The organism is Halolamina sediminis, from assembly GCF_001282785.1.
In the GTDB taxonomy this organism is placed as follows: domain Archaea; phylum Halobacteriota; class Halobacteria; order Halobacteriales; family Haloferacaceae; genus Halolamina; species Halolamina sediminis.
This window is the reverse complement of the sequence record NZ_CVUA01000001.1, coordinates 2,282,671-2,295,486: the sequence shown is the minus strand read 5'-3', so window position 1 is coordinate 2,295,486 and position 12,816 is coordinate 2,282,671. Positions and strand designations below refer to the sequence as shown.

Annotated in this window: 15 protein-coding genes; 7 read left to right on the top strand and 8 right to left on the bottom strand. The window is 68.6% G+C overall.

The features are described from left to right. Positions 1-2 precede the first annotated feature (2 nt). The 5 genes from BN1959_RS11515 to BN1959_RS11495 all read left to right on the top strand — a co-directional run bounded on the left by BN1959_RS11515 (position 3) and on the right by BN1959_RS11495 (position 4,116). A complete protein-coding gene (locus tag BN1959_RS11515; RefSeq protein ID WP_053948792.1) occupies positions 3-419 on the top strand; it encodes an Lrp/AsnC family transcriptional regulator in 417 nt (138 codons plus the stop codon). Between the two features lie 71 nt (positions 420-490). Next, complete coding sequence (locus tag BN1959_RS11510; protein ID WP_053948791.1) at positions 491-1,174, top strand: type 1 glutamine amidotransferase domain-containing protein; 684 nt, start codon at positions 491-493, stop codon at positions 1,172-1,174. A gap of 54 nt (positions 1,175-1,228) precedes the next feature. Then, on the top strand, positions 1,229-1,843 hold the full coding sequence (locus BN1959_RS11505; RefSeq protein WP_053948790.1) for an NUDIX hydrolase: 615 nt from the start codon (positions 1,229-1,231) through the stop codon (positions 1,841-1,843). A gap of 581 nt (positions 1,844-2,424) precedes the next feature. Next, on the top strand, positions 2,425-2,829 hold the full coding sequence (gene msrB, locus BN1959_RS11500) for a peptide-methionine (R)-S-oxide reductase MsrB (protein WP_053948789.1): 405 nt from the start codon (positions 2,425-2,427) through the stop codon (positions 2,827-2,829). A 78-nt stretch (positions 2,830-2,907) separates the two neighbouring features. After that, on the top strand, positions 2,908-4,116 hold the full coding sequence (locus BN1959_RS11495; protein ID WP_053948788.1) for a cation:proton antiporter: 1,209 nt from the start codon (positions 2,908-2,910) through the stop codon (positions 4,114-4,116). Here BN1959_RS11495 and BN1959_RS11490 read toward each other — a convergent pair. From BN1959_RS11490 to BN1959_RS11480, 3 genes are read right to left on the bottom strand one after another with little or no spacing between them, the layout of a single operon-like run. Continuing rightward, positions 4,107-4,586, bottom strand: coding sequence for a cation:proton antiporter regulatory subunit (locus BN1959_RS11490; protein WP_053948787.1), 480 nt, complete (start codon positions 4,584-4,586; stop codon positions 4,107-4,109). The two genes, BN1959_RS11495 and BN1959_RS11490, sit on opposite strands and share 10 nt — an antisense overlap. Before the next feature lie 55 nt (positions 4,587-4,641). Further along, positions 4,642-5,127, bottom strand: a complete 486-nt coding sequence (locus tag BN1959_RS11485; protein ID WP_053948786.1) for a DUF5812 family protein — start codon at positions 5,125-5,127, stop codon at positions 4,642-4,644. 44 nt (positions 5,128-5,171) lie between these two features. After that, positions 5,172-5,723, bottom strand: coding sequence for a hypothetical protein (locus tag BN1959_RS11480; protein WP_053948785.1), 552 nt, complete (start codon positions 5,721-5,723; stop codon positions 5,172-5,174). A gap of 105 nt (positions 5,724-5,828) precedes the next feature. On the opposite strand from BN1959_RS11480, the gene BN1959_RS11475 reads away from it, so the two are divergent. Continuing rightward, positions 5,829-7,520: a potassium channel family protein gene (locus BN1959_RS11475; protein WP_053948784.1), complete on the top strand. Its 1,692-nt coding sequence runs from the start codon at positions 5,829-5,831 to the stop codon at positions 7,518-7,520. On the opposite strand, the gene BN1959_RS11470 is transcribed toward BN1959_RS11475, so the two are convergent. The 4 genes from BN1959_RS11470 to BN1959_RS11455 form a co-directional block, all read right to left on the bottom strand. After that, complete coding sequence (locus BN1959_RS11470) at positions 7,521-8,858, bottom strand: FAD-dependent oxidoreductase (protein ID WP_053948783.1); 1,338 nt, start codon at positions 8,856-8,858, stop codon at positions 7,521-7,523. A gap of 120 nt (positions 8,859-8,978) precedes the next feature. After that, on the bottom strand, positions 8,979-9,551 hold the full coding sequence (locus BN1959_RS11465; RefSeq protein ID WP_053948782.1) for a hypothetical protein: 573 nt from the start codon (positions 9,549-9,551) through the stop codon (positions 8,979-8,981). A 43-nt stretch (positions 9,552-9,594) separates the two neighbouring features. Next, on the bottom strand, positions 9,595-10,245 hold the full coding sequence (locus BN1959_RS11460; protein WP_053948781.1) for a metal-dependent hydrolase: 651 nt from the start codon (positions 10,243-10,245) through the stop codon (positions 9,595-9,597). Between the two features lie 161 nt (positions 10,246-10,406). Next, positions 10,407-11,117 carry a hypothetical protein gene (locus BN1959_RS11455; protein ID WP_053948780.1) on the bottom strand — a complete coding sequence of 237 codons (711 nt, stop codon included), beginning with the start codon at positions 11,115-11,117 and terminating at the stop codon, positions 10,407-10,409. A gap of 186 nt (positions 11,118-11,303) precedes the next feature. On the opposite strand from BN1959_RS11455, the gene BN1959_RS11450 reads away from it, so the two are divergent. Beyond that, complete coding sequence (locus tag BN1959_RS11450) at positions 11,304-12,479, top strand: inorganic phosphate transporter (protein ID WP_053948779.1); 1,176 nt, start codon at positions 11,304-11,306, stop codon at positions 12,477-12,479. A 21-nt stretch (positions 12,480-12,500) separates the two neighbouring features. Here BN1959_RS11450 and BN1959_RS11445 read toward each other — a convergent pair whose 3' ends face one another. Further along, on the bottom strand, positions 12,501-12,761 hold the full coding sequence (locus BN1959_RS11445) for a glutathione S-transferase N-terminal domain-containing protein (RefSeq protein WP_053948778.1): 261 nt from the start codon (positions 12,759-12,761) through the stop codon (positions 12,501-12,503). Positions 12,762-12,816 lie beyond the last annotated feature (55 nt).

Here is a 12,816-nt window from a genome sequence, read left to right as displayed (position 1 = left end):
GTATGGACGAACTCGATCGGGAGATCCTGAACATCCTCCGGCGGGACGCCCGGACGCCCTACACCGAGATCGCCGAACGGGTCGGCACGAGCGAGGGGACCGTCCGGAACCGCGTGGAGGGGATGGTCGAGGAGGGCGTGATCGAACGGTTCACCGTGACCACCCGGACCGGGAACGTGAAGGCGATGATCGAGATCTCGGTCGCGATGGACGTGAACACCGACGAGGTGGGCAAGCGGCTGGCTGAGTGGGACGAGGTGGACTTCGTCTGGCAGGTCTCCGGCGAGGACGACATCGTGCTGATCGTCGACTGCGTCGATACCCGGGCGGTGAACGAGCTCATCTCGCGGGCCCGCGAGCAGGAGGAGGTCGAGGAGAGCACTACCCGGCTGATCCTCGACGAGCGGCTCGGGACCTAAAGCCCTCCGGCGGGCGGATCGCGTGCCACGGCGGGAGCGCTTTTCCCTCCCAGTCCCCGACTGTCGGATGCATGACCGACGCGTTATTCATCGTCAGCGAGGAAGGCTACTGGGCCGAGGAGTGTATCGATCCGCTCACCACACTGAACGACGCCGGCGTCGACGTGACCGTCGCGACGCCGACCGGCGAGCCGCCGGTCGTCGACGAGCGCTCGCTCGATCCCGAGGACATCGGCGAGGAGGAGGCCGACCGCCTCCGCGAGATCCACGAGACTGACGAGCGGCTCAACGATCCGATCGCGGTGGCCGACGCCGAGCCGGCGGGCTACGACGCGGTGGTGTTCCCCGGCGGCCACGGCACCGTGTGGGACATCAATCAGGACAAGCACGCCCGCGCCGCGCTCCGGACGGCCGTCGAGGGCGAGGACGGGACGGCGCTAGTCGTCTGCCACGCCGCCGGGATCCTCGCGTTCACCCGCGACAGCGACGGCGAGTTCCTCGCCGCCGGCCGGGACGTGACGGGCTTCCCGAACGCGTGGGAGGAGGGGATCGTCGACGAGCGCGACCTGTTCGATGGGCGGAAGCTCCCCTACTGGGTCGAGGACGAGGTCAAGACCGTCGGCGCGAACTGGGATGCCGAACTCGACGCCGACACCTCCGTCACCGTCGACGGCGACCTCGTGACGGCTCGCGGCCCCGGCTCCTCCCACGCGGCCGCACTGACGCTCCTGGAGGAGCTGGGCGTCGAGGCCTGATCGGGCTCGTTCGGCATCGAAGCGACCTTACCCCCGGTGGCCAATGACCCCCGTATGAGCACTGAGAACGCCGACTCGGGCGGTGGCACCGAGCCCCACCCCAACGCAGCGCAGGACGTGGTCGCCGTCGACGGCGACGACGGGCAGACCGGACTCGTGAACCGCCTCGACGCCCACACTGGCGAGGGGGAGCGCCACCGCGCGTTCACCGCGCTGGTGTTCGACGAGGACGGCCGGATCCTCCTCGCCCAGCGCGCCGCGAACAAGCGCCTCTGGGACACCCACTGGGACGGGACGGTCGCCTCCCACCCCGTCGAGGGACAGAGCCAGATCGAGGCCACGAAGCAGCGACTGGAGGAGGAACTCGGCGTCACGCCCGACCAGTACGACGACCTCGAAGTGACCGACCGCTTCGAGTACAAGCGCCGCTACGAGCGCGAGGGGCTAGAGTGGGAAGTCTGTGCCGTGCTGCAGGTGACGCTGACCGACACCTCGCTCGATCCGGACACGGAGGAGATCGAAGGGCTGCTCTGGGCGGATTACGACCTGCTGTACGAGAACCCCGAGTGGTACCGCCAACTGCGGCTGTGTCCGTGGTTCGAGATCGCGATGCGCCGGGATCAGGAGGGCGAGACTGTTTCCGACGGCGAGGTCGGCTTCGAGCGGTAAGCGGGGAGAGGAACTGACGATCGAGTTCTTTCAGCGGTGGTTGGTTGACCAGCGACCGCGAACAACACCTCGATCAGCGATCCCCGGACAGCGACCGCGAACAGCAACAGCAACAGCATCTCGATCGTTGGCACCTTGCGACCGCACCGCCCCGCACAGCCCTCGCTCCTCCCCAGCCGACTCGTTCACTCCCGGTGGTCGTTCACTCGTCCCTCGCGCGCTCGTTCGCGCCGTCGCGCTCACGTCGCGCGCCACTGCCGGCTGCGGTGCGGTCGCGGTGGACGCCTCGCGCCGGCGACCTGTCGCCGTCACCAGAACGCTTCGCGTTCCGGTTGCCAGCCGAGAATCGAAGATTCTCGTCGACGGCGCGGGGGGAGGGGTGGGGACTCGGAACTGTGCCGGACCTCGTGTCCGGCACACTGCGGTCGCAAGTGGTCTCGCGTCGAGATGCTGTCGCTGTCGTGGTTGCTGTCCCAGTTGCCAACGATCGAGTTGCTGTTGCCGTCGCGGTAACCGCATCAAGCGAGTGCTCCCCACGAAATCGGCGGAAGCATTAGACCCGTACGGCCCCAACACCACCCATGAGCGAGTCCGACCCGAAACCCGAGAAGTCCGACGCCGAATGGCGCGAGGAGCTCACCGAGGAGGAGTACGAGATCCTCCGCGAACGCGGCACCGAGGCCCGCTTCAGCGGCGAGCACGTCGACCGCGACGACGACGGCGTCTACCGCTGTGGAGGCTGTGGGGAGATCCTCTTCGACTCCGAGACGAAGTTCGACGCCGGGTGTGGTTGGCCCAGCTTCTACGCCGCCGAGAACGACGCCGTCGAGACTCGCGAGGACCGTCGCCACGGGATGACCCGGACCGAAGTCGTCTGTGCCAACTGTGAGGGCCACCTCGGCCACGTGTTCAGCGACGGCCCCGAGCCGACCGGGAAGCGCTTCTGCATCAACTCGGTCGCGCTGGAGTTCGAGGACGAGGCGTAGCGTCGCTCCCCGGCTGTCGTCCGGTACGGGGACCGCCAGCACCGCAACAGTCATTCCGCCCGCGTGTTCTCTCGGCGTATGGTCGAGGCGAACCTCGTTCTCACCGCGGGGATCTTCCTGACCGCGCTGGCGCTGGGGGGGTTGCTCGCGCTCCGGCTGGGTCAGTCGGTGATCCCGGCGTACATCCTCGTCGGCGTCCTGCTCGGTCCCTACGCGCCGTCCGTGGCCGGCGTTTCGCTTACCGTCGTCGAGTCTACGGAGATCGTCCGCCTGCTCGCGGATCTCGGCGTCGTCCTGCTGCTGTTTTTCGTCGGCCTCGAACTCAGCCTCGCGTCGCTGATCCGCAAGCGCTCGCAGTTCCTCCGTGCCGGCGCCGTCGACGTGGCGGTCAGCTTCCCGCTGGGGATCGTCGTCGGCCTCGCCGTCGGCTTCTCGCTCGTCGAGTCGCTGTTCGTCGGCCTGATCACGTTCAACTCCTCGACGGTGATCATCGCGAAGTCGCTGATCGACTTGGAGTGGATCGCTGACCCCGAGAGCGAGGCGATCCTCGGCGTGATCGTCGTCGAGGACGTGCTCACAGCGGCGGCGTTCGCGGTGCTCTCGGCGGTGCTGCTCGGCGGTGCCGACGTGGCCTCCCTCGGCCGAACGCTCGGACAGGCGGCGGTCGTGCTGGTCGCGCTCACCCTGCTGGCGTACTACGGGAGCGAGTGGGTCGACCGTGCGTTCGACGTGCGCTCGGGCGAGCTGTTCCTGCTCGCCGTCCTCGGCGCGACGGCGCTCGTCTCCGGCTTCGGGCTGGCGGCGGGCGTCAGCGACGCGATCGTCGCCTTTCTCGTCGGCGCGGCGTTCGGACAGACCTCCCACGCCGCCCGGATCCAGGACCTGCTCGCGCCCAGCCGGGACCTGTTCGCGGCGGTCTTTTTCTTCGTCGTCGGGCTCGGTACCGACCCGCGGGTGGTGGTCTCGGTCGCCGGGCTCGTGGTCGCCGCGGCGGTGGTCACTGTCGCCGGACAGATCCTCAGCGGCTACGCCGCCGGGCGGAGCTGGGGGCTCTCGGTCGAGGGAGCGTCGAGGATGGGCGCCGCGCTGGTGCCCCGCGGGGAGTTCTCGCTGGTGATCGCCGCGTTCCTCCTGACCGCGGGAACCACGCCCGCCCTCCGCGAGACGATCCCCGCCTTCACCGTCGGCTACGTCCTGCTGACGAGCGTGCTCGGGACGGTGCTGATGCGGAACGCGGGGCTGATCCAGCGCGTCGCGGAACGGCTCCCGACGACGGCTCAGTCCTGAACGCGCTCCTTCAGCGCGGCCTGCTCCTCGTGAGTACCGATCGCGACGAGCAGGTCCCCGCCCGCGAGTTCGAACTCGGCGTCGGGGTTGGACACCGTCTCCTCCCCGCGTTGGACCGCGATCACCGTCGCGCCGGTGTCGCGTTTGATCTCACTCTCTGCGAGCGTCGTGCCGTCGAACGACGAGCCCTCGGCCACTTCGACCCACTCGATGATCGCGTCGCCCAACGGCGCCGACAGCGCGTCGACGTTCACCGACTCGAAGTAGGCGCCCTCGAGAATCGAGCCGAGTTTGTTCGCCTCCTCGCCGTTCAGGTCGAGCAGCTTCTCCCCGCTCCCGTCGCGGCCGGGGCGGCGGTACAGCTCGCAGCGCCCGTCGTGGTGGACGACCACCGACGCGACCCCGCCGGCGTCGAGGTCGAGGTCGAACTTCCGGCCGACCCCGGGGAGGTCGGTCTCGTAGACGGTCATACCTCACCTGACGCGGCGAGGGGAATAACGGTGTGGGTAGAAATTCACACGCCGGCTACGGCAGGTAGCGAACGCTGACGACCCCCGGCTCCGAGCGGATCTCGACGCGGTTCACGCCGAGGCGGGCGGCGCGGCCGAGCGTCGCCTCGCGGTCGTCGAGCACGTCCTCGACGGCGGCCTCGGTCTCGTCTTCGGGCACGCTGATCACGTGAATCTCGCCGATCCCCGCGCGTTCCTGCTTGGTGAGCTCGCCGACGGACTGCTCGGCGGCGATCTCTCGTTCCTGCTTCGTCGGCGGTTCGCGGCTCTCGTCGATCGAGAGCGGGCGTCGCTCCTCGACCTCGACCAGTTCCGCGGTCACCTCCAGTGGCGGTTCGGGGGCGACGACGCCCTCCACGGCGTCGTCCACGGAGAGGCCGGGGTTCGAGGAGAGCGTGTGCACCTGCCCGCGGTCCACGTCCCGCAACACTGCGCTGTCGTCGTCGGCGTGCGTGACGAGGAACGTCCCCTCGGTCTCGCCGTCGATCTCGGCGTCGCTCATACCCCGACTGGGCGCCCGAGCCCCTTCCGGATTTCGCCAGCGGCTCAGCGCAGCCGCCGGTGGAGCAGGAGAATCAGCGCCGCCGCCGCGCCCGGGAGCAGGGGGGAGGCGGTCGCCGGGAGCGCGTACAGCGCGGCGACGACGGGGGCGAACACGCCGGACGGCTCGGGGCGGGCGATCGTCTCGCCGTCGAGGACGAACGTCTCGGGCATCGACGCGATCAGGCCGAGGTACAGCGAGAGCAGGAACAGGTAGCCGCCGACGGCCAGCAGCGGCTCGTAGTTCGCCGGCGGGTCGAACGACCCATCGACACTACGCCCGTACCGCCGCGTTCGAGCCGCGAGCAGTACGGGACCCACGATCGGCAGCACCGCTAGCAGGCCCAGGAGAGCGACGAACGACCGAGAGAGCGTGAAGTTTCCGCCGCGGGCGCCGGCAGTCTGCCCGAACACGACCACGACCGCGAGCACGCAGGTCAGCGTCAACAGCAGCGTCGCGAGGGCAGCGACGAGCACGTACGACCGGAACAAAAGTGAGTCGCTCCCCCGGAACGCGTAGGGGAAGGCGCCGAGGATACCGTCGTAGTCGTCTGCCATTGCCGGTGGTTGTGGCCGACCGGAGTTAAACGCCGCGAGGCGGCTGCGTCGCCCCTATCCAGCAGCAACGCTTTTTGGGTCAGGGGACGCCCTTCCGGCAACTGAATGGTGTCGCTCCCGGACTCGATCTCCGATCTCTCCCGTCGCCACCGGCTAGTCGCCTACTACGTCGTGGGGCTGGTGGCGATGGTCCTGCTCATCACGCTCCTCTACTTCTACGGGATGCGCACGCTGGAGGGCGAGGGGGCGGAGTACACGATCTTCAACGCGTTGACGACGGTCGTCGAGACGATGACGACCACGGGGTACGGCGCCGACTCGCCGTGGGACCACCCGCTGATGAACGTCTTCATGGTGCTCATCCAGCTGAGCGGCATCGCCGTCGGCTTCTTCACGCTCCGACTGGTCGTCATCCCGCTGTTCAACGAGGCGGAGGTCGACCTCGACAGCCGACTCTCGCCGAAGAAGGACCACGTCATCATCTGTGAGTACAGCCGGGACTCCGCCGTTTTGCTTGACGAGCTCCGGGAGCTGGACATCGACTACGTGCTCCTCTCCTCGGACGAGACGGAGGCGAAGGCGCTGGCCGACGAGGGGTACGCCGCGATCCACGGCTCGCCGCAGGACCCCGCGGCGTTCGAGCGCGCGAGCATCGACAGCGCGCGGGCGGTGCTCACCGACGCCGGCGACGCCAACGTCAACACGATCCTCACGGTCCGGTCGATCCGCGAGGACATCGACGTGATCGCGCTGACCGACGACAGCGAGATGGCGGGCGTGCTGCGTTCGACCGGCGCCGACACCGTGCTCTCGCCCCACGGCGTGCTGGGCCGCCGCCTCGCGGCGAAGGCGGTCGACTCCTTCACCGCTGAGGTCCGAGACACGGTCGAGCTCGGCGGCGACATCGAGGTTGCGGAGGTGCCGGTCTCCCACGGCAGCGAACTGGTCGGGAGCCGCATCCGCGACTCCAAGATCCGCGAGCGGGCCGGTGTCAACATCATCGGCGCCTGGATCGACGGCGAGCTCCAGCTCCCGCCCGACCCAGACGCGGTGATCCGGGACAACACCGTCCTGCTGGTCTCCGGCCGCGCGGAGAGCCTGGAGAAGCTGAGCGAGTTCACTCGCTCCCCGCAGCGGTTCGGCGACCACGACCGGATCGTCGTCGCCGGCCTCGGCGAGGTCGGGCAGGCCGCCCACGGGGCCATCGAGGACGCCGGGATCGACACCGTCACGATCGATCTCTCCCCGGGGGACGGCGTCGACGTGGTCGGCGACGCCAGCGCGCGTGAGACGCTGCGCGAGGCCGGCGTCGCCGACGCCGACGCCGACGCGATCGTGATCGGGCTCCCCGACGACTCCGACGCGCTGCTCTCGGCGGTGCTCGCCCAGGAGATGAACCCGGACATCGAGGTGCTGATGCGGGTAACCGCGAGCGACGCCACCCGGAAGGCGCTGAGCGCCGGCGCCGACTACGTGCTGTCGGTGCCGCGGGTGAGCGCCCGGATGGTGGCCCGGGCGCTCCGCGGCGAGGCGGTTCTGGACCCCGGCGGGCAGGTCCGACTGATCCGGGTCCCCGCGACGCCGTTCGCCGGATCGACGATCGCGGCGTCGGGCATCGCGGCGACCGGCTGTCGAGTGGTCACGATCGAGGACGAGGACGGGGAGACGCGTGTCGTCGACCCCGAAAAGCAGCTTTCGGGGAACGAGGAACTCACGCTGGTCGGCACCGACGAGGCGGTCCAGCAGTTCCTGAAGCGGTACGACGTGACGCCCGCCGGCGACGGCGGACCGGCGTAGCTACTCCGCCCGCGGGAACTCGCCGATCGTGTCCTCGCGGAACGCGTCCTCGTCGAACTCGTACTCGTCGTCGAGGAAGTCGACGATCGTGTGGGTGTCCCGCATCGCGTTCTTCAGACAGGTCGAGGCGCCCGGCGAGGGCGTGATGTTGAAGATCACGTCGTTGCCGACGATCTTGGCCTCGCCCATGTCCAGGGACTTCTTCTCGGTGTCGACGATCTGGGGGCGGACGCCGCCGTACCCCTTCGCGCGCTCGATGTCGTCGAGTTCGACGCTGGGCACCACCTTCTGGACGTGCGGGAGGAACTGTCGCGGGCCGATCTCCGGCACGTCGTAGACGAGGTTCCGGAGCACGTACGGCAGCAGGATGCGGTCGGCGAGGATGTTGGCGTAGCTCAAAAAGGAGGCGGCGTTGAGCCCGAACACGTCGAGGAAGTCGCCGACCGTCGAGATCCGGCCGCGCTCAAGCGCCGGCACCAGCTTCGCAGTGGGGCCGAAGCGGGTGATGCTGCCGTCATGGACGTCGGCGTCGCCGTGGACCGCCGCGAACGGGAGCTTCTTCATCTGCAGGGTGTACACTTTCCCGTTCAGCAGGTCGTCGGCGAGGAAGAAGCTGCCAGCGACGGGGAGCAGCACTTTGTCCTGTCCGTAGCCGAGCTCTTTGGCCATCTGGAGGCTGTGAGAGCCCGCGGCCACGACGGTCGCGTCGGCGTCGAGCGTGCCCGCGCCGGCGGTCTCGATCTCGTGGCCGTCTGGCTTGGGGGTGATGTCGGTGACCTCGGTGCCGGTAAACACGTCGACGCCGTCGTCGACGGCATCGACGAACGACTCGGCGGTGGCGCCGTAGTCGACGACGTAGCCGTCGGGCGTCTGGAGCGCGAGCATCTCGGTGTCGGGGTCACGCCCCTCGACGACTTTGGGCTCGAGATCGGCAATCTCCTCGCGCCCGATCGGTTCGAGCTTGGGGAACAGGTCGCCGAACCCTTCCTCCTCGTAGCGCTGTTCGAGGCTGTCGACCTCCTCGCGACCGACGCCGAGCACCATCTTGCTCCGTTTCGCGTGCATCTCGCGGTCGGGGTCGTGGTTCTCCAAGTAGCCCGCGAGCAGCTCGGCGCCCTCCTTGACCTCCTCGGCCTTCTCGAGGGTGTAGTTGGTCTCGATGTCGCCGAAGTGCAGCGTCTGGGAGTTGTTGGTGTGGTGCGTGTTGATCGCGCCGATCTCCGGCTCCTTCTCGACGAGCGCGATCGAGTCGATGTCGGTGAACTTCGCGGTCGTGTACAGCAGCGACGCGCCGCTGATGCCGCCGCCGACGATGACGAGGTCGTACTGTTCGGACATGTGAGCGTTACTCCCACGCTCGTACTCCGCACTGATAACGGGTCTTCTTTCGTCGTCGTGTTCGACGATCGACGTTCCGGATATCGACAGAAGCGGCCGGGGAGCCACTGGGTGACAGACTCAGACGGCGCCGACGACAGCCTCGACGACGGGGGAGAAGAGTCGCAGATCGAACGCGACGACCACCCCCGCGCCCACGAGGTCGAACACCAGATCGAGCGCGGTGTCCCGCCACCCGTAGTGAACGAGTACGGGCTCGATGTCGTAGCGCTCGGCGACCTCACGGGCGAACAGCTCCCCGACCTCCCAGAGGATGCCCAGTACGAACGTGGCCAGCAGCGTGCCCGCCACGGCGGCCGCGGGCGCGACGACGAGCAGGCCGGCGTACAGCAGCGCGGCGGCCAGCGCTGCCGAGAGCGTGTGGGTGAGATGGTCCCACCACCACACCGAGTCGTAGCGCCCGAGCATCCCGAGCGCGTGGAGGAGGCCGGCGACGGCGATCCAGAATGCGAGCCCACGGAGTTCGGGGCCGTCGGTACCGACTGTCACCGCCAGCACCGGCGGGACGAGCGTGAGACAGATCGCGCCGACGGTGTTGACGACCGCCGCCGTATTCCCCCGACGGTAGGCGATCCAGAGCGCGGCCAGCAGCGCCCCCTCGACAGCGGCGACGCCGACCGTCAGCGGCTGCATGGATCGATGAGGTCCCACCACACGGAAGTAGCTTCTGGACGCTTCACAGTTCCGGCCGGGGGTCGTCGCTGTCGGCGTCTTCGACGTACCGCTCGGGCACCCGTGCCAGCAGCGACGGCGGCACGCGACCGGGCAGCAGTTCCGTCGCGAGGACTCGCGCGACCCGCGGGAGCACACGGCGCGTGGCAGCGTACGCGACCGCGACGACCAGCGACGCGACGACCACGCGCTCGAACGGCGGTGCGACGTGGAGTCGAAGCGGGATCGCGAGCCCGACCGCGAGCAGCAGATCCTCCGGGGCGCCGTCGTAGCGAACCCACCGCCGCGGGGCGATCCAGCGCCCGCGAACGTGATCGTACACTGCGCGGTCGTCGGTCGCCTTCCACGGCCGGAGCTCCAGCCCGCCGCCGAGTGTGTCGAGGAGGCTGTGGCTCGCAGCGGCCGCGAACAGCAGGGCCGCGCTGATCGTCGGTGCCGACGGGGCGCCCACCGCGACGACCGCGGCGACGCCGGCGAGCACGCTGTATCCCACGGGGTAGTGGAGCGTGCGCCGGTGGCCGGCGTAGAGGTCCAGATCCGGCAGGACACCGCCAGCGAGTCCGGCCACCAGCGCCGCGGTAGCGTGCTCGGGAGCGAGCGCGGCTACGGGTAGCGCCAGCACCATCCCGAACAGCGCGTGGGTCGGGAGCATCATCGTGTCGTTCTCTATCGGACAGATACCTAAGAACGTGTCGGGGGTCGTCCCCACGCGCTGTTCCTTCTCGATCGGTTTCGAGAGGACTTCTCGAACGGCAAAAGAAGTTCTCGCCGGGCGAGCAGGCCTCTCCCGCCCTGAGCGGACGCGACGTCGACGAGCTATTTCCGGTCTTCCGGATCGCGACCCTCGTCCGACTCGTCCTCAGTATCGTCTGCCGCCTCGTCGTCGTCCGCGCTCCCGTCGCCGGCTTCGGACTCGTCGTCGCTCTCGGGCTCGTCCTCGGCCGTTTCGTCGTCGGTCCTCGCTCTCTCGCCGTCGGCCTCGTCGCCCGCCTCGACGCCCTCGGCGACGGTCTGCTCGACGGTCTGTTCGACCTCCTCGGTGACCTTCTCGGTCACTTCCTCGCTGACCTTGTCGGCCACCTCGTCGACTTCCTTGCTCACGGTCTGCTCGACCTCCTCGCTGACGGTTTCGCTGACGGTCTGCTCGACCTCCTCGCTGACGGTTTCGCTGACGGTCTCCTCGACCTCTTCGCTCACCGTCTCGCTGACGGTCTCCTCGACCTCCTCGGTCACGGTGTCGCTCACCTGGTCGACCTCCTTGCTGACGGTCTGTTCGACCTCCTCGCTCACCGTTTCGGTGACGGTCTGTTCGACTTCCTCGCTCACTTTCTCGGTCACCTCCTGGGTCATCCACTCGGGGTCGAACCGCGCCATCTTCCAGGCGATGTGGATGAGGTAGGAGAGCAGCGCACCGAGCCCGAACGCGACCCCGACCTGCGTGCCGAGTTCGAGGATCAACACGATAGCCACGAAGATAGTCAGACCGTAGGCGATGTCGACGGCTGCGTCGACCCGTGACGCCTTCATCGGGACTCCTCCTGCGAGCGCTCGCGCTGTCGATGGACGGTCATACGACAACACCGAGTTCCAGACGGGTATACCCATCTTTCCCGGCGGGCGGTCGTGGGTGCGATCCCGCCCGTGGCTGGGTCGCGCCGGCTCGCGGGGTGGGCCGTTCCAACCGCTTAAGAGCACGCCGCCACTCCCTCCCGTATGGTCGATGTTTTTCTCGTCGTGGGGATCGTCGTGGCGCTGTTCGTGGGGTTCAACATCGGTGGGTCGACCACCGGGCCAGCGTTCGGGCCGGCGGTCGGCTCCGACGCCATCTCCAAGACCGGCGCCGCGGCGCTGATGGGTGTGTTCTTCTTCGTCGGCGCGTGGACGATCGGCCGCCGCGTCGTGGACAAGCTCGGCGAGGAGCTCATCACCAGCGCCAGCGTGTTCACGATCGAGACGAGTATCGTCGTCCTCTTCTTCATCGGCGGCGCGCTGTTCGTCGGCAACTACTTCGGCGTCCCGGCGTCGACGTCGATGACCGCCGTGGGATCGATCGCCGGTCTCGGCGTCGCGACGGGCGAACTCGACTGGGCCGTGATGGGCGAGATCGCGGTCTGGTGGGTCGTCGCGCCGATCGTCGGCTTCTGGGTGTCGGGGATGATCGGCCGCTACCTCTACCCGCGGATCAACCAGTGGGTCGCGATCAACAGCAGCGAGGGGCCGCTGATGGAGGTCGAACGCTCCGGGGCGATCCCGCGGCCGGTCTCGGGCCCGAACACGACCCGCCGGGAGCTGATCGGCGGGATCATCGTCATCACGATCGGCTGTCTGATGGCGTTCGCCTCGGGCACCTCGAACATCGCGAACGCGATCGCGCCGCTGGTCGGTGCCGGTGTCGACGTGAACATGATGATCCTGCTGGGCTGTGCCGCCGTCGCCGTCGGCGCGTTCACGATCGCCCGCCGGACGCTCGACACGCTGGGGAACGACATCACCGACCTGCCGCTGACCGCGGCGATCGTCGTCGCGATCGTCTCCTCGACGATCGTGATCGGGCTCTCGGCGATCGGCATCCCCGCCTCGTTCGTCATCATCGCGACCACCTCCATCGTCGGCCTCGGCTGGGGGCGAGCGACCCGGACGGCCACCATCTCCGAGGGGGTCCGCGGCGAGGAGTCCCCGAACGTCTCCGTCGGCGCGCTGGCCGCCGACGAGCCGGGGGAGGCACCCCCGGAGATCGGCGAGGAGGAGCCCGAGGATATCCCCGCCGCCTCCGACCTGTTCGACCCGTCGACGACGGGCCGGGTGTTGATCATGCAGAACGTCGTGCCGGTGCTCTCGACGGTGGGCGCCTACGCCGCGTTCACGATCCTGTTCCGGTTCGTCTGGTAACGGTCCGCCCCGTAGGGGCCGTTACTCGTAGTGCTCTTCGAGATACTCGACGATATCGTCGGTCTCGTACATCGTCACGCCGCGGTCGGTGTCGACGAGGTACGGGATCTGGTCCTCGCCGCCGGCTGTGAGCTCTTCGTGGGTCACCTCGTTGGTCACGTCGCCGCCGGCGTTGCCGGGGAGTCGGGGGTTGTGGATCACGTACGAGACGCCGAGTTCGGAGAGTGTCTCGCGGACTTCCGCGCTGTGTGGGCAGCCTTCGGACTGGTAGAGTTCGAGCACGGTATCGACGGCGTGCCGGAAGCGCCAAAGAGCTACCGCCGGCGGGCGCGTCGGA